The sequence below is a fragment of the Stenotrophomonas oahuensis genome (genome assembly GCF_031834595.1).
GTDB lineage: Bacteria > Pseudomonadota > Gammaproteobacteria > Xanthomonadales > Xanthomonadaceae > Stenotrophomonas > Stenotrophomonas oahuensis.
Genome location: NZ_CP115541.1, coordinates 1190984 through 1207872, shown reverse-complemented (window position 1 = coordinate 1207872; position 16889 = coordinate 1190984). Strand labels below are relative to the sequence as shown.

General features: G+C 65.4%; 14 protein-coding genes. 10 read left to right on the top strand and 4 right to left on the bottom strand.

What is annotated here, in order from left to right; translation table 11 throughout:
• Window positions 1–43 precede the first annotated feature (43 nt).
• The gene (locus PDM29_RS05255) at window positions 44–1363 is read left to right on the top strand and encodes a M20 family metallopeptidase (protein ID WP_311192830.1); all 1320 of its coding nucleotides are present in this window, start codon (window positions 44–46) and stop codon (window positions 1361–1363) included.
• Window positions 1364–1485: 122 nt separating this feature from the next.
• On the opposite strand, the gene queF is transcribed toward PDM29_RS05255, so the two are convergent.
• The gene (gene queF, locus PDM29_RS05250; RefSeq protein WP_311192829.1) at window positions 1486–2304 is read right to left on the bottom strand and encodes an NADPH-dependent 7-cyano-7-deazaguanine reductase QueF; all 819 of its coding nucleotides are present in this window, start codon (window positions 2302–2304) and stop codon (window positions 1486–1488) included.
• Between the two features lie 154 nt (window positions 2305–2458).
• On the opposite strand from queF, the gene PDM29_RS05245 reads away from it, so the two are divergent.
• The 9 genes from PDM29_RS05245 to PDM29_RS05205 all read left to right on the top strand — a co-directional run bounded on the left by PDM29_RS05245 (window position 2459) and on the right by PDM29_RS05205 (window position 11058).
• Complete coding sequence (locus tag PDM29_RS05245; RefSeq protein WP_311192828.1) at window positions 2459–2755, top strand: LysM peptidoglycan-binding domain-containing protein; 297 nt, start codon at window positions 2459–2461, stop codon at window positions 2753–2755.
• Between the two features lie 39 nt (window positions 2756–2794).
• Complete coding sequence (locus tag PDM29_RS05240; protein WP_311192827.1) at window positions 2795–3292, top strand: hypothetical protein; 498 nt, start codon at window positions 2795–2797, stop codon at window positions 3290–3292.
• Window positions 3293–3451: 159 nt separating this feature from the next.
• The gene (locus tag PDM29_RS05235) at window positions 3452–5683 is read left to right on the top strand and encodes an NADP-dependent isocitrate dehydrogenase (RefSeq protein WP_311192826.1); all 2232 of its coding nucleotides are present in this window, start codon (window positions 3452–3454) and stop codon (window positions 5681–5683) included.
• Between the two features lie 293 nt (window positions 5684–5976).
• Window positions 5977–6942: a hypothetical protein gene (locus tag PDM29_RS05230; RefSeq protein ID WP_311192825.1), complete on the top strand. Its 966-nt coding sequence runs from the start codon at window positions 5977–5979 to the stop codon at window positions 6940–6942.
• 2 nt (window positions 6943–6944) lie between these two features.
• Window positions 6945–7493, top strand: coding sequence for a GTP-binding protein (locus PDM29_RS05225; protein ID WP_311192824.1), 549 nt, complete (start codon window positions 6945–6947; stop codon window positions 7491–7493).
• The gene (locus tag PDM29_RS05220) at window positions 7486–7920 is read left to right on the top strand and encodes a roadblock/LC7 domain-containing protein (RefSeq protein ID WP_425508719.1); all 435 of its coding nucleotides are present in this window, start codon (window positions 7486–7488) and stop codon (window positions 7918–7920) included. Before PDM29_RS05225 ends, PDM29_RS05220 begins: the two co-directional genes overlap by 8 nt.
• Window positions 7921–7952: 32 nt before the next feature.
• The gene (locus PDM29_RS05215; RefSeq protein WP_311192823.1) at window positions 7953–8312 is read left to right on the top strand and encodes a hypothetical protein; all 360 of its coding nucleotides are present in this window, start codon (window positions 7953–7955) and stop codon (window positions 8310–8312) included.
• A 91-nt stretch (window positions 8313–8403) separates the two neighbouring features.
• Window positions 8404–10128, top strand: coding sequence for a bifunctional isocitrate dehydrogenase kinase/phosphatase (gene aceK, locus PDM29_RS05210; protein ID WP_311192822.1), 1725 nt, complete (start codon window positions 8404–8406; stop codon window positions 10126–10128).
• 60 nt (window positions 10129–10188) lie between these two features.
• Window positions 10189–11058, top strand: coding sequence for an energy transducer TonB (locus tag PDM29_RS05205; RefSeq protein WP_311192821.1), 870 nt, complete (start codon window positions 10189–10191; stop codon window positions 11056–11058).
• A 46-nt stretch (window positions 11059–11104) separates the two neighbouring features.
• Here PDM29_RS05205 and PDM29_RS05200 read toward each other — a convergent pair whose 3' ends face one another.
• The 3 genes from PDM29_RS05200 to PDM29_RS05190 all read right to left on the bottom strand — a co-directional run bounded on the left by PDM29_RS05200 (window position 11105) and on the right by PDM29_RS05190 (window position 16865).
• The gene (locus tag PDM29_RS05200; RefSeq protein WP_311192820.1) at window positions 11105–12688 is read right to left on the bottom strand and encodes a sensor domain-containing diguanylate cyclase; all 1584 of its coding nucleotides are present in this window, start codon (window positions 12686–12688) and stop codon (window positions 11105–11107) included.
• 68 nt (window positions 12689–12756) lie between these two features.
• Complete coding sequence (locus PDM29_RS05195) at window positions 12757–13773, bottom strand: cupin-like domain-containing protein (protein ID WP_311192819.1); 1017 nt, start codon at window positions 13771–13773, stop codon at window positions 12757–12759.
• Window positions 13774–13853: 80 nt separating this feature from the next.
• Window positions 13854–16865 (bottom strand): TonB-dependent receptor, encoded by a 3012-nt coding sequence (locus PDM29_RS05190; protein ID WP_311192818.1) that lies wholly within the window; start codon window positions 16863–16865, stop codon window positions 13854–13856.
• Window positions 16866–16889 lie beyond the last annotated feature (24 nt).

Sequence of the window (16889 nt, the reverse complement as noted above, 5' to 3'; positions counted from 1 at the left end):
CGTAGAGCCGGGCTTGCCCGGCTGCCTTTCTCTGGAGACTGCAATGCCCCGTCTGTCGCTGCTGCTGTCCGCCCTGCTGCTTGCTTCGCCCGCTCTGGCTGCCGCCGCCCCGGCCGAGCGCCCGGAAGTGACCGCTGCCGCCGCCCGTCTGCAGGCGCAGGTGGTGGAGTGGCGACGCGACTTCCACCAGCACCCGGAGCTGTCCAACCGCGAAGAGCGCACCTCGGCCAAGGTCGCCGAGCGTCTGCGCGCGATGGGCTTGAAGCCGAAGACCGGCATTGCCCACCACGGCGTGGTGGCGATCATCAAGGGTGGAAAGCCCGGCCCGCGCATCGCCCTGCGCGCCGACATGGATGCGCTGCCGGTGACCGAGCAGACCACTCTGCCGTTCGCCAGCAAGGCCACCAGCACCTACCGCGGCGAGCAGGTCGGGGTGATGCATGCCTGCGGCCATGACGCCCACACTGCCACCCTGCTGGGTGTGGCCGACGCGCTGGTGAAGATGCGCGACAACCTGCCCGGTGAAGTGATGCTGATCTTCCAGCCCTCCGAAGAGGGGGCGCCGCCGCCGGAAGAGGGCGGTGCCGCGCTGATGCTCAAGGAGGGCGTGTTTGCTGACTTCAAGCCAGAAGCGGTGTTCGGCCTGCATGTGTTCTCCAGCGTGCAGGCGGGCCAGATCGCCGTGCGCGGTGGCCCGCTGATGGCCGCGTCGGACCGCTTCGGGATCAAGGTGATCGGCCGGCAGACCCACGGTTCAGCGCCGTGGAACGGGGTCGATCCGATCGTCGCCACCGCCGACCTGGTCGGCACCGCGCAGACCATCGTCAGCCGTCGTTCCAACATCTCCAAGCAGCCGGCGGTGGTCAGCTTCGGCGCGATCAAGGGTGGCATCCGCTACAACATCATCCCCGACGAAGTGGAGATGGTCGGCACCATCCGTACGTTTGATGAAGGCATGCGCCAGCAGATCTTCGCCGACCTGCGCAATGTCGCCGAACACACTGCCGCTGCGCATGGGGCCAAGGCCGAAACCGAGATCTACGAGGCCGAGGGCAACCCGGCCACGGTCAACGACCCGGCACTGACCGCGCGCATGCTGCCCAGCCTGCAGGCGGTGGTGGGCGAAGCCAATGTGTACGAGCCGCCGCTGCAGATGGGCGCGGAGGACTTCTCGCTGTTCGCCCAGCAGGTGCCGGGCATGTTCTTCTTCGTTGGCTCCACCAGCGAAGGGATCGACCCGGCCAAGGCTCCGGCCAACCATTCGCCGAAGTTCCTGCTGGATGAGAAGGCGCTGGATGTGGGGCTGCGGGCGTTGTTGCAGGTCAGCCTCGATTATTTGAACGCGCCGAAGGCGGCCGGGTGATTCGGGCGCACGACCAACGGTCGTGCGCTACCTACGGCGGCATGGATCGGTGGCACCCCCGCGGCATGGATCGGTGGCGCACGATCGTTGGTCGTGCGTCGGCGCAACGCGCCGCACCCGCGTCATTGCCGGATTTCGCGCACCGTACGCGCCGGGGCTTCAATCCCCGGACTCGCCCGCCACGGATTGATATCCAACCCGCCACGCCGGGTATACCGCGCCTCCACTTCCAGCCACTGCGGCCGGCAGCGCTGGCTCACCTCGCTGAAAATGCGTTCCACGCACTGCTCGTGGAACTCGGCGTGCTCGCGGTAGCTCACCAGATAGCGCAGCAGGCCTTCGCGGTCGATGCGCGGGCCGTGGTAGCGCACGCTGACGTGCGCCCAGTCGGGCTGGCCGGTGACCGGGCAGTTGGACTTGAGCAGGGCCGAGCTCAGCGTCTCAGTGACTACATGGCCGTCATTGGCGGACAGCAGCTCCGGCGCGGGCGGGCCATAGCGGTCAATGGTCACCTCCAGCTCATCCAGTGACTCGCCCTCGGCGGCTTCCACCAGCGGCGGTACCCCGAATACCACGTTCACCACCGCCCCGGCGCAGGCCGACAGGTCGACTGCGATGCATTGGCGGGCGGCCTGGTCGTCATCGAAGCGGGTGCTGTTGAGCGAGTTGAGATACAGCTTGAACGACTTGGACTCGATCAGGTTCGGCGAGGTGCAGGGCACGCTGACCGTGGCCACCGCGACTCGCGGCTTGCCGCGACGGTCCAGCCAGCTCAGCTCATAGGCCTGCCAGCGGTCGTGACCGACGAAGGGCAGGTGCGCGTCATCCACACCGATCTCCTCACGGGCGGCGCGGCGGGGGATGGGGAAGAGCAGGCCGGGGTCGTACTGCGACGGGTAGGCGACCTCGCGACCGAGGCTAGAGTCCTGGGGGGTATTCATGCCGTCCATTTTACCCCGCCCCGGGACACCTCAAGGCTTCCCGTCCCCCCTGTTCAGAATTCCGCCCAAACCCTTCACACCTACGCCATCCGCCATTAACAACCCCTGTGACACCGTGCGTTCCATGTCCCCACTTGTGGAAGGGAGCGTGCGGATGAGTACCGACAAGAAGGCCGATTTCTCCGGGGTGTCCGCCAAGGTGGATACCACGGCAGAGAAGGTGGAGAAGGCGGATTTTTCCGGCGTGACCGCCTCGGTGGATACCACCGCCGAAAAGGTAGGCGGTGGCACCTACACCGTGCAGAAGGGCGATTCGCTGTCGAGGATCGCCAAGCAGGAACTGGGCGATGCCAACGCCTGGAAGAAGATTTTCGACGCCAATAAAGATGTGTTGGACGACCCGGACAAGATCTTCCCGGGACAGGTCCTGAAACTGCCGCCGAAGACCTGAACCGACGGTCTGGCCCAACCATTCCCTGGGAGGAATTCCATGAAGAAGACATCGATCAGTACCGCCGTACTAGCTGCCCTGCTGGCAACTGTCGCCGTGACCGGCTGCAAGAAGAAAGAAGAGTCGGTGGACACCACCGCGCAACCGGCGGCCACCGCGCCGGCACCGGTGACCGAACCGGCCGCGCCACAGCCGATGACGCAGGCGGCGGCAGTGAACGTCTCCGCAGTATCGGTGGGCAAGACCGCAGCGGCGGACAAGTCGGTGGCCCCGACGGCGCTGTTCGCGCCGAAGGACGTAATCATCGTCTCGATCCGTACTGACGGCACCGCCAACAACACCAACGTGGGCGCGAAGCTGACCTACCAGGACGGCCAGGTGGCCGGCGAACAGAGCCAGGCGCTGAACACCACCGGTGCGGAAACCACCAACATCAGCTTCACGAATGCCAATGGCTGGCCGGCGGGCAAGTACCGCGCGGAAGTCACGGTAGATGGTAGAGCGGCTGGAACGCCGCAGGAGTTCGAGGTCAAGTAAGCCTACGCCGACTCTCTCCCGGTACGGGCTCACGATGGACGCAGCCGCGAGGCTGCGTCTTTTTTATTCAACCCAATACCGCCGCGTATGGTGCGGCTTTGCTACGGGGGGCCTAAACCGCGACAATGCGGGGGTTTCCCCGCAGAGTATCCGTTCCCCATGTCGAACACGCCCAAGATTCTCTACACCCTCACCGATGAGGCTCCTTACTTGGCGACCGCGTCGCTGCTGCCCATCGTCGAGGCCTATACCGCTACCGCCGGCATCGCGGTCGAGACCCGCGACATCTCGCTGTCCGGTCGCATCCTGGCGCTGTTCCCGGATTACCTCAAAGACGAGCAGAAGCAGGCCGATGATCTGGCCGAACTGGGCCAGCTGGCGACCACCCCGGACGCCAACATCATCAAGCTGCCCAACATCAGCGCCTCGGTGCCGCAGCTCAAAGCCGCCATCAAGGAACTGCAGGACCAGGGCTACGCCCTGCCGAACTACCCGGATGCGCCCACCGACGATGTCTCGCGCGACATCAAGTCCCGCTACGACAAGGTCAAGGGCAGCGCGGTGAACCCGGTGCTGCGCGAAGGCAATTCCGACCGCCGCGCGCCGCTGTCGGTGAAGAACTACGCCCGCAAGCACCCGCACCGCATGGGCAAGTGGTCGAAGGACTCCAAGTCGCATGTCTCGCACATGGACGCCGGTGATTTCTACGGCAGCGAAAAGTCCGCCACCCTGGCCAACGCCGGCAACCTCAAGATCGAACTGGTCAAGGCCGACGGCAGCGCCGTGGTGCTGAAGGAAAAGACCGCGGTCAAGGCCGGTGAAATCGTCGACGCCGCCGTCATGAGCCGCAGCGCGCTGGCCGCCTTCGTGCAGGCGCAGATTGCCGACGCCAAGGCCAAGGGCGTGCTGTTCTCGCTGCACCTGAAGGCCACCATGATGAAGGTCTCCGACCCGATCATGTTCGGCCTGGTGGTGGAAGAGTTCTACAAGGACGTGCTGGCCAAGCACGCCGACGTGCTCAAGCAGGCCGGCTTCGACGCCAACAACGGCATCGGCGACCTGTACGCACGCCTGCCGCAGCTGCCGGAAGCCACCCAGGAAGCGATCAAGGCCGACCTGGCTGCCGAGTACGGCAAGCGCCCGGGCCTGGCCATGGTCAACTCCGACAAGGGCATCACCAACCTGCACGTGCCCAGCGACGTCATCGTCGACGCCTCGATGCCGGCCATGATCCGCGACTCCGGCGGCATGTGGAATGCCGAAGGCAAGCTGCAGGATGCCAAGGCCGTCATTCCGGACCGCTGCTACGCCGGCGTGTACCAGGCCGTCATTGACGACTGCATCGCCCACGGCGCGTTCGACCCGGCCACCATGGGCTCGGTGCCGAACGTCGGCCTGATGGCGCAGAAGGCCGAAGAGTACGGCTCGCACGACAAGACCTTCCAGATTCCCGCCGACGGCACCGTGCGCGTCACCGACGACGCCGGCAGCGTGATCTTCGAACACGCCGTGCAGACCGGTGACATCTGGCGCATGTGCCAGACCAAGGACGCGCCGATCCAGGACTGGGTCAAGCTGGCCGTGAACCGCGCCCGCCTGAGCAGCACCCCGGCCGTGTTCTGGCTGGACGAGAAGCGCGCCCACGACGCCCAGGTGATCGCCAAGGTCAACACCTACCTGAAGGACCACGACACCGCTGGCCTGGACATCCGCATCCTCGCCCCGGTGGAAGCGACCACCTTCTCGCTGGACCGCATCCGCAAGGGTGAGGACACCATCTCGGTGACCGGCAATGTGCTGCGCGACTACCTGACCGACCTGTTCCCGATCATGGAACTGGGCACCAGCGCGAAGATGCTGTCCATCGTGCCGCTGATGGCCGGTGGTGGTCTGTTCGAAACCGGTGCCGGTGGTTCGGCCCCCAAGCACGTGCAGCAGTTCGTGGAAGAGGACTACCTGCGCTGGGATTCGCTGGGTGAATTCCTGGCCCTGGCCGCGTCGCTGGAACACCTGGGCGAGCGCTACAACAACGCCGACGCCGCGGTGCTGGCCAAGACCCTGGACCAGGCCAACGGCCAGTTCCTGGACAACGACAAGTCGCCGTCGCGCAAGCTGGGTGGCATCGACAACCGCGGCAGCCACTTCTACATCGCGCTGTACTGGGCCCAGGCCCTGGCCGCGCAGGATGAAGATGCCAAGCTGAAGGCGAAGTTCGCCCCGTTGGCCAAGGCACTCACCGACAACGAGCAGGCCATCGTGGCCGAGCTGGCCGCGGTGCAGGGCAAGGCCGTGGACATCGGCGGCTACTACCGCCCGGACCTGGGCAAGGTGTCGAAGGCGATGCGCCCGAGCGCCACGTTCAACGCCGCACTGGATGCGCTGAAGGGCTGATCTGCCTTTTCAGTGTGATCTACGAGGAACCCGCGCTTCGGCGCGGGTTCTTTTTTTTGCGACGGCAGAAACTGTGAACTCCGTCAGTCCAGCTCACGACTGGACACCGAGGTCGGATTCGTGAAAAAGGCATGAAACTTGCCTGCCTGCAAGCTATCCGGAAACCGATTTTTGGCCAGATTTACCTGCAAAAAATGAGAAATCCATCACCTATGCCCCTGACGGCGTTGGCATAGGCTAACCGGGCTCTATTCCGCACGGGATGTGATCTTTCACAAGGCAGGGGAACGCGGATGGCAAGGGTGCTGGTGGTGGGGTCGGACATGCAGGGGGAGCGTGCGCTGCTGCAGCGCTTGCGTTCGGCTGCGTCTTTGACGGCCGACGGGGTCAGCACCTGTCGCGACCTCGACGAATGCGACCTGCTGGTGATCCGGGACACACCGGCGCTGCGCAATGCGGCGCTGCGCATGGTGCGCGAGCGCCCGCGCATCCAGTTATGGGTGGAGGACCAGCAGGGCCAGCTGCGCGATGGCGAGCGCAGCAATGGACCGGTGCTGGACGACGCGGCCATTGAACACGCACTGAGGCACATGGTGGACAGCACACCGGCTTCGAGCATCGACGAACCCTGCACCGCACGCGGTGCCAAGGCCATCACCCGTGCATTGCGGGAAAGCCTCAATGCCCGCCAGGGCCACGCGGTGCTGGCGTTGGACGGGGCCGCGCAGGTGCTGATCGACTTCGTGCAGGACCAGATGGTGGTGCCGGCCGGGGTGCCGGCCGAGCATCTGGCCCAGGACCTCTCTGACAGCTTCGAGTCGCTGACCCTGCATGGCATCTCTGCACGCCGCTACCAGGAGCTGGCCGGGGAGCGCACGCGCCAGCCGCTGCGTCCGCTGCTGTGGCAGTGGGGCCAACGCCCGGACCACTGGCAGGACCTGGACGCGCGCCTGCAGCGCCACGCACGGGTAAAGCTGCTGCGCTGGCCGGACTTCCGCGTGCTGGGGCGTCAGCACGACAGCTTCCGGTTGTGTTCGCTGCTGCTCAAGCGCGCCTGCAGCGTGGACGAATGTGCGTCCCTGCTGGATGTGCCCGCGGATGCAGTGCGCAGCTTCGTGCACCCCGCGTACCTCTGTGGCTACGCCGCTCTGGAGGCCATGCCGCAGGACGTCGCACCAGTGCGCAGCACCGCTGCGGCGGGCGGTGGCACTTTGCTGGCACGGATGTGGCGCAGCGTGCGCCAGCGCAGCGGGGCCTGAGCATGCGCGAACACAAGATCGTGGTGCTGGGCACCATGGGCTGCGGCAAATCCACCCTGGTGCGCGCCATCGCCACCGGTGCGGTGGTGGACACCGACGTGCTCAACAGCGACCGCGAGGGCGCGGACAAGGCCTCCACCACGGTAGCGATGGACTACGCCGACATCGATCTGCCCAACGGTGATCGCCTGCGCCTGTATGGCACGCCCGGCCAGCAGCGCTTTGATTTCCTGTGGCCGATCCTGCTGCAGGGGGCCAGCGGCGTGGTGCTGCTGCTGGATGCCACCCGCGCCGCCGCCGTGGCCGAGCTGGAGGCCTACCTGACCGTGCTGAAACAGCACGCCGCGCTGGTGCCGGCGGTGGTCGGCATTACCCGCCTGGACCTGGCTCCGCAGTTTGACCTGGAGGCCTGCAGCACGCTGGCTGGCTGGGACGCACGGGTGCTGCCGGTGATGCCGGTGGATGCGCGTGATCGCGAACAGGGTTTGTGGCTGATGGACGTACTGATGAGCGAGATGGAAGCAGGTGAACTGGTGATGGCGCATGGCTGACGGACACGACGCGCGTCGCATGGACCCGGCGCTGCGCGAGCGGCTGGCGAAACATCTGAACGCGTTTGTCGACGACATCGATGGCGTGCGCAGCGTGGTGTTGGCGACGGTCGACGGCTTTGCGCTGCTGCCCGCTGCCGGTACGCACGGTAACGGGGAGCGGCTGGCGGCGATGACCAGCGCCATGCTGGCGCTGGCCGCTGCGGTGGGCCGGGAACTGGCGCTGGGCGAGCTGGAAACGCTGATGCTGGAGGCAGGCGAGGGCAAGGTGCTGATGCTGGCGCTGCCATGCACGCCCGCCCCGCTGCTGTTGATGACCGCCTGCGACACGCGCTGCGTCGTGGGCAAGGTGCTGTGGAGTGCCAAATATTGTGGCCGCAACATCATGGCCGAACTCAGCGGATCACGAGCCGATCCGCAGGAGTAACCGGGGCTCGATACAAACAAAAGGGGTGCAACATGGCAGGACTGAACGAAACCTTGAGTGCGTTGATGACCATCGACGGCGCGCAGGCCGTGGCGCTGGTGGACTATGAAAGCGGCATGCTGCTGGGTGAAGCCGGCACGGGCATGGACATGGAAGTAGCGGCGGCGGGCAATACCGAAGTGATCCGCGCCAAGATGAAGACCGCCAAGGCGCTGAATCTCAACGACACCATCGAGGACATGCTGATCACGCTGGGCAAGGCGTATCACATCATGCGGCCGGTTGCGAACAAGCAGGGCCTGTTCCTGTACCTGGTGCTGAACCGTGACAAGGCCAACCTGGCCCTGGCCCGGCGCAAGGTGCAGGACGTGGAAGGCTCGCTGGTGCTCTGAATCATCCGGGGGGATGAATCGACGGCACCGGGTAGTCGCCCGGTGCCGCTCCATTTGATAGGGTGAAATCCGGTCTTCCGGATCAACCTGCATGGGTGTCACCGACCTGCCGCTGTCCACGCTCCTGGCCGCGCGCATCCGCGAGGGCTTCGAGGACTATCACGCGCGCTTCGCCGTCATTACCCAGCGCGCACGGAACCGCTTTGAAACCCGCGACTGGTCCGCCGCCCGACAGGACGCGGTGGAACGCATCGGCCTGTACGACGCGTGCATTGCCGAAACCGTGGATGCCCTGCGCCGCAGCGCCGGCGAGGCCATCGGCCAACGTGGCCTGTGGCTGCAGATCCGCAGTGCGTATGCGGCGATGATCGAGCCCTTGATAGACGCCGAACTGTACAAGACCTTCTACAACACGCTGGCGCGGCGCCTGTTTGCCACCCAGGGCGTCGACGCCGACGTGGAGTTCATGGCCATGGACGTGGTCCCATCCGACGCCATCACCCACCCGGTGGCACGGCACACCTATGCAGTGTCGGCCACGCGCCCGGCCGAGGCACTGATGCGGGTGCTGGGCGACTACCAGTTCGATGTTCCCTATGTATACCAGCTGCGATGTGCCGCCGCCATCGCTGTGCGCCTGCAGGACGACCTGCAGCACTGGGGCGACCACCCGGTGCGCAGCATCGAACTGCTCGACACCGTGTTCTACCGCGAACGCCGCGCCTATCTGGTCGGTCGGGTGTTCGGCGAGCACCGCTTCTCACCCTGCGTGATCGCCCTGGTCAACGACGACAAGGGACTGCGTGCGGACGCGGTACTGACCCGCCGCCGCGATGTAGCACATCTGTTCGGCGTATCACGTAGCTACTTCCAGGCCGATCTGACCACGGTGGGTGATGCCGTGGTGTTCCTGCGCAGTCTGCTGCCCGCCAAGCCGATCGACGAGATCTATACCGTGCTCGGCCGGGCCAAGCAGGGCAAGACCGAGCGCTACCGCACTTTCTTCCATCACTTCCAGACCCATCCGGACGAGCAGCTGGTCCATGCGGACGGGACGCCCGGCATGGTCATGGCAGTGTTCACCCTGCCCAGCTATCCACTGGTGTTCAAGCTGATCCGCGACCGCTTCGCCTGGCCCAAAAAGATGACTCGCAGCGACGTGGAAGAGAAGTACGCGCTGGTGTTCACCCTCGACCGCGTGGGTCGCCTGCTGGACGCGCAACCCTACCGCTACCTGCGCTTCCCGCGCGCGCGCTTCTCAGCGGCATTGCGCGAGGAACTGCTTACGCAATGCGCCAGCAGCGTGCACGAGGAGGGCGACGATCTGGTCATCGATCTTTGCTATGTGCAGCGCCGCTTCCGTCCGCTCAATCTGTACCTGCGCGAACAGACCGCAGAAGCGCGCCGTGCGGCCACACTGGACTACGCGCAGGCCATTACCGACATGGCGCGCAACAACATCTTCCCGGGCGACATGCTGCCGAAGAACTTCGGTGTATCCCGGCATGGGCGTGCCGTGTTCTATGATTACGACGAACTGAGCCTGCTCACCGACTGCGTGTTCCGGGCGTGGCCGCAGCCGCGCAACGCCGAAGAGGCGATGGCCGACGAACCCTGGTTCCATGTCGGCCCGCATGATGTGTTCCCGGAGCGCTTCGCGCCCTTTATGGGTTTGCCTGCCACGGAGCTGGCGGCCGTGCGCGAGCACTTCGGCCACTTGTTCGATCCGGCGTGGTGGCAAGGCCTGCAGGCGCGTTTTGTTGCGGGCGACTACCCTGACACGCCGCCGTACGCGGCCAGTCATCGGCTGGCCTGATTGGCATGAACGAGGGCAGCTGCGCTACGCTCAGCATCACTACACACAAGGAGTTGTGCAATGCGTGGTTCGCTTTTCCTGGCAGTAGCCTTGGCGCTGGGCGCTGGTGTGGTCACCGCAATTCCCGATGCGGACGCGCAAAGTCGGCGTGCCGTCAGGCAAACCGCCGAGGGCAGCATGGTGCTCACCGGTCAGATCGATATTGGAACCGAAGGTCAGGTCGAGGGGTTCGTTCTTGATGACGAAGGCAAGGTCGCGAGTGACCTTGCAGCGTTCGTCAATGGCCAGGTGCTCAGCTGGCGCTTCGAGCCGATTGTTCGCGATGGTGCACAGGTACGTGCCCGAACCTATGTGAGCATTCGGCTGGTCGCCAAAGCAGGGCCGGACGGGCGCGATGTTGCCCGGATCCAGGCCGCCAGCTTTGAGCGCTACAACCCGGAAGCAACTGACAGCATCACCAAGATCAATATGAAGCCGCCCGTGTTTCCGTCGCGAGCGGTCGACATGCGCGGTTCGGGTGAAGTGATGCTGCTGATCCACGTAGGACGTGCCGGCACGGTAACCGATGTGGTGGCCGAACAGGTGAACCTGCGTGTGGTCGGCGATGAAAGTCAGATGCGGCGGTTGCGGGACAGTTTCGCCAAGGCGAGTATCGCGGCCGCACGCAACTGGACCTTCCGGCTGCCGACTACCGGCGACTACGTCGATGCAGGGGACTGGACCGTTCGAGTGCCGGTCGACTTTGCCTACACGGACGAGAAGTCCGGCTACGGCCAGTGGAGCGTCTATATTCCTGGGCCCCGTGCGCGTGCGCCTTGGCGCGAACAGGAGAATATTGAAGAAGACCTTGCGGGTCTGCTCGCCACCGGCGGGGTCTACATGGCCGATGCCAAAGACGGCCCACGCCTGCTCACTCCGCTAGGCGGCTGAGTTCGCCTTGCGTCAGATCGGCGGCTACTGCCGATCTGACCTCCCATCAACTCAGTGACGTGTCTTCCAGCGGATAGATCACGGTCCGGTTGCGGCCCTGTTCCTTTGCCATGTACAGCGCCTTGTCGGCCAGGCGCAGGGCCTGCTGCGGGTCTTCGTGGTATGACGGGTAGTGCGCCACGCCAAGCGATACCGTCACAGCACCGACATCGTCGAAGGTTGTGCCGGCAATCTGTGCACGCAACCGTTCGGCGATCAGCGCGCTGTTGGCCACATCAATGCCCGGCAGCAGGATCAGGAACTCCTCGCCGCCGTTGCGGCACAGCAGGTCGGTGTCGCGTGAATCGTCGCGCATGATCTGCGCGATGCGCAGGATCACCGCGTCACCCACCGGGTGGCCGAAGCGGTCGTTGATCGATTTGAAGCGGTCGATGTCCAGCGCGATGATCCCGAAGGGCTGGCCGCGCGCCTGCCAGTCCTCCAGCCCCTGCTGCAGCCCGCGACGATTCTGCAGGCCGGTCAGCGGGTCGGTCATGCTGGCCCGGTTGAGCTTGCCTATGCGGTCCTGCAGCAGGTTGAAGCTGTACAGCAGCGCCTGCTTCAGGTGTGCGGCCTCGTAGTACCACGCGCGCGTCGCCCCCACATGGCGGATGGCAATGCCGGTGTCGCGGTTCTGCACGTTGCGCGCCATCTGCCACAGCGGCAGCGAAATGCGGCGGGCGAACCACCAGGTGAGCAGCAGCGAGACGATGCCCAGCGGAATGGCGTTCCAGATCACTGCCGACATCAGACTCGACAGCTGCGCCAGCGTGGCTTCGGTGGGACGCTGCGCGACCACGCCCCAGCCCACCGCCGGCACCGGCGCGTAGCCGGCCAGCATCAGCACGCCGTGGCTGTTGCGCACTTCCTGCGCCCCGGAATGGCCCTTGCTCACCGCCTGCACCGCCGGGTTGTCCTTGGCGAACTGGCCGATGCGGTTCGGCTCGATGTGATACAGAATGCGTGCGTTGCGGTCCACCACGTACAGGTAGGAACCGTCGCGGTAGTAATGCTTGCCCAGCAGGGTCTGCAGAATGCTGGTCTGGCGCAGGTAGATGGTGCCGCTCACATACCCCTGGTACTGGCCCTCGGTATTGAAGATGGGCTGGGTTATCGCCACCAGCAGGCGACCGGTGGCCGACTGGTACGGGTCGCTGATGTAGGGTTCGCGACGCTTGAGGGCTTCGGTGTTACCGGAGCTGTTGAGTACCACGCCCTGCAGCGCCAGGCTCTGCGGCGAGGTGGCAAGCACCGTGCCGGCGCGATCCACGATCAACACCGAGTTGAAGTCGTTGGTCTGCTGCTGCAGCCGGGCCGCTTCCCGTTCCAGTTCCTGCACGCTGTGCGCGCGGCTGCCCAGCCCCTTGGCGGAGTAGGCCAGCTGCTGCTGTGCGGCGAGCAGGAAGTTCTGGGTGGTCTCGGCCAGCTTGCTCGCGTACACGCGGTTGGCTTCCAGCGTATTGCCGATCAGTTGTTCGCGCTGCACCCGGTAGCTGGCGTGCAGGGTGTTGGCCAGGGCGACGATGGCACTGAGCAGGGCCAGGCCAAGGATCAGCTTGCCCAGGGTGAGACGGGACGGCAACGGCGACATGGGGGGTACGGCCAGACGGCGGAGAACGGGCGGATTATTGCGTATTCAGAAGTCAAGTGTGTAAAGCGTCACCGGTCCAACCGCCGCCGCAGCACGCTGCGCACATTGCTGGCGGCCGTTGCATCCAACGGCCCCAGCACCCCACGCGCGGCATCGGGAATGTGCCCGCTGGTCTGCACCCCGGCTTCGAACACGTAATGGTCGAACATTGCCTGCCAATGCGCGCGCTCGGCCGGAGGCAGGTCGCGTAGGGCCAGAATGGCCAGCATCAAGGCGTTCATCGGCGTGTCCATCCACCCGGGTACGGCGCGCCACCAGTAGTTCACCAGCACGTTGAAGTCGTCCAGGCCCTCCATGTGGTGCCACCACAGCGAGGGAATGAACAACGCATCGCCCGGCCCCAGCTCGGCCACCTGGGCCCGCGCCCAGGCGTCGGCAAAGCGCGGGAAGCGCTCCAGATCGGGTGCGGCGAAGTCGACCAGGCTGACTGCCTGGCCGGCGGGATTGAAGTCCAGTGGGCCGATGTAGAGGTTTCCGATCTGCTCCGGCGGGAACAGGGTGACCCGGCGGCGACCGGCGGCCACGCAGGCCAGGTTGTCCGGCACGTCCTGGTGTGCGGCAATACGTGACCGGTTGCCGACCCAGATGCTGGCCAGCGGGTCGTCCATCCCCAGCGCCAGCGGGTTGTCCTGGCGGAAGCCGGGCAGAAAGCTGTCCAGCGTGGTCGAGGCCACATAGATGGTCGGCGGCGCGGGCTGACCCTGGTACTTGAGCAGGGTGTCGAGCACCACCTTCAAGGGAATCTGCTCGCGGCGGAAATTGAAGCCGCTCATGTCCGCGTTGTAGAAGATGCGACCGTGCGCCTCCGGCGGTGCGGTGGTGGCGGTCACCGGCATCGTGCCGTGGTCAAAGTGCTTGAGGTGCGCCACCGCGTCGGCCGGCGAGCGGCGTGCGGCCTGCACCAGCGGCCAGTCGGCGACCAGCCCGCGGATCACCTTGGGCGTGGTCCAGCTGGGAAGCAGCGCCTGCAGCTGCGCAGGCGTGAGGTCACGGACTTCCTCAATCGGGCCGGGCAGGGCGGTCATGGCGGGTCACAGGGACAGGGGCGTGACGCAGTGTAGGGCAGCAGCGGTCGGGCCGCCCCGGTTGGGGCGGCCCGTGCAGGTCAGAACTTGTAGCGCACGCCGAACATGTAGCGCGGCCCGGTCTGGGTGGCATAGCGCAGCATGTTGGTGTGGCGCGAGTAGGTGCGCATGGTCTCGTCGGTGAGATTGATCGCTTCCACGCTCAGGGTCAGGTTGTCGGTGGCGGCGTAGCTGATGTTGAGGTCGAGCTGGCCGTAGTCGTCGGTGTAGTTCGGGTTCGGGCCCTGGCCGCCGATGCCACTGAGGAAGCTGTCGCGCCAGTTGTAGGCCGCACGCACCTGCCAGCGGTTCTTGTCGTAGAACGCCACCACGTTGGCGGAGTCGCTCAGGCCGATCATCGGGTACTGGTCACCCAGGCTGTAGTTGTCGAAGGTGAGGCCCGACTTGACCTTGGTGTAGTTTGCCGCCACGCCGAAGCCGGATTGGCCGAACAGGTGCTGCAGCGCGATTTCCCAGCCATCAAGATGGTCCGAACGCTGGTTGGCCGGCAGGGTGATGTCGAACCCGGCGACCGGGTCGCCCGGCTGGCCGACGATGGTGCCGGTGCGCTCACCGGCCGAGTTGGTGCCGGTGGCGGTGACGCCGGGCTGGCCGTCAAAGTTGTTGAAGATGTAGTTGCGGATGCAGGCTCCGTCGGTGCCGGCACAGAGGCCGGAGGCCAGCGCGGCATTCCAGTACGCACCGCCCACCGGCGTGTGCAGTTCGCCGGTGTTCTCGCGCACGATGGTGTCGCTGATGAAGTTCTTGATGTTCTTGCGGAAGAAGCCGACCGAGGCGTAGCTGGACTCGCCGTAGTACCACTCCAGCGACAGGTCGAAGTTGTCCGAGATCAGCGGCTCCAGGCCGGGGTTGCCGCGCGAGCCGGTGCCGCCCTGGGTACGCACGATGCCCGCCAGGGTCTGCCCGCTCTGGATCTTGCTCCAGCCCGGACGGCCCAAGCTGCGGCTGTAGCTGCCGCGCAGCACCAGGTTTTCCAGGACGTCAAGCTTCAGGTCCAGATTCGGCAGCACATAGTCGTACTTGCCTTTGCCGCCGACAAAGGCGCGATCGTCGGCGTAGTCGATGTTGAGCTCGTTGGCCGAGTTCCAGGTGATGCTCTCGGGCACGCGCACCATCGCCAGCGATTCCACCTCGGTCTGCTCATAGCGTACGCCCACGGCGACGCTGAACGGCATCGACCAATCGAAGGTGGTGCGGTACTGCAGGTACGCGCTCTTGGAGGTTTCGGTGGTGCGGATGTCGTCGGTGTACTCGGTCGGCGCGTAGTAGCAGGTGGGGCAGGCCGGGCTGCCCGCCGTGCCCACCTGGGCGGCGCGGTCGATCAGGCGGTCGAAGTCGAACACCAGGAACTGACCGGTCAGGCGCGGGTCGTCATGCCCGGAGAACGCATCGAAGTACTTGGCCATGTCGTCGGCATACCAGATGCTGTCGTCATAGTCGGCGGGCGTGCCGACACCACCCCAGGAGTCACGCTGCATGATCGCCGAGGCAGAGCGGTTCTTCACTTCCGCGTAGCCGACGCCAAAGTCCAGCGCCGAGTAGTCGGCGAAGCGGAACACACCCGAGCCCTGGTACTGCTGCACTTCCGACTTGTTGTAGCTGTTCTGGAACACCGAGCCGGTGACCAGCGCGTCGGAGGCCTGCACGCCACCCGGCGGCAGCGCGATGTTGATGATCGGCAGATCACCGCTGTAATCGACCGTGGTGGTGCCGCGCACGAAGGCCGCCACGCCGAGCACGCCGGCAGAGCCGTACTTGCTGTCCGGCTGCGACTCGGCGCTGGAGTTGTGGAAGTCGAAGGAGAGGTCGAGTGAGTCGTTGACTTCCCAGTCCACGTTGAAGCCCAGCGAGTCCATGGTGTTCTTGGTCGCCAGCTGTGCACCACCCATCGACACGTCCGAATTGGTCATGTCTTCGCTGTAGATGATCGGCGCGGCAATCGGACCATTGGTCCAGGTGCTGTCACCGGGGCCGTAGTTGAACCACACCGACAGTTCGCTGCGCTGCTGCTGCACCTTGTTTTCCACATAGGTGTAATCCAGCGTGGTGGTGATGTTGTCAGCCGGCTTCCACTGCAGGGTGGCCTGACCATTGGTACGCTGGCGCTGCACGCCATTGACGTTGTAGGCGGTGTTCTGCGGGCGCGCATACACGTCGTTCGGACCCGGATGGTTGGTGATGCGGTCGGCGTAACCCTGGCCCGGCTGAGGCAGCACGCGCCAGTCGTCGGTTTCGTTGCCGTAGAAGGTGGCCCAGCCCTCGGCCACGGTGGCCTGGTTGAATCCGGAATCACGCTCCTGGTAGCTGCCGCTGAGCATCACGCCGAAGCGGCCGTCCGCATACTGCTGGCTGAAGATGCCCGACATTTCGCCGGTGAAGTCCTTGCCCTGCAGGGTGCTGGGCAGGTTGTCGTTGGAGGTGTCGTTGACCGCCTTCAGGCCAACGCTGATCACCGGCTCGGCTTCCAGCGGGCGCAGCGTCTTGACGTTGATGGTCGCGCCGATGCCGCCGGTAGGATTGTCGGCACGCACGGTCTTGTAGACCTCCACCGCCGAGATCGATTCGGACGCGATGTTGGCGAAGTCGAACGAACGCGAGCTGGACAAGCCCGCGCCGCCGTCGCCGAGGTTCGAGGCCGGCATCTGGCGGCCGTTGAGCAGCACCAGGTTGAAGTCGGGGCCAATGCCGCGCACGGTGACCTTCGAGCCTTCGCCGCTCGAGGTGCGGTCGATCGACACGCCACTGATGCGCTGCAGCGACTCGGCCAGGTTGGTGTCCGGGAACTTGCCGATGTCTTCGGCAACGATGCCGTCGACCACGCCCTGGCTGTCGCGCTTGAGGTTCATCGACGACGCCAGGCTGGCGCGGATGCCGGTGACCTGCACCGCATCCAGCGTGGTCGGGTCAGCGGTCTGCGACGAAGGCGCAGTGCTGTCGGTGGCTTGATCCTGCGCCCAGGCCGGGCCAGCCATAACGGCCAAGAGCGCGGAAGTGAGCATTGCCTTGCGGGGTACGGCCTTGTACGTCTTCATGGAAGCTCCCTCCCCAGGGAATTC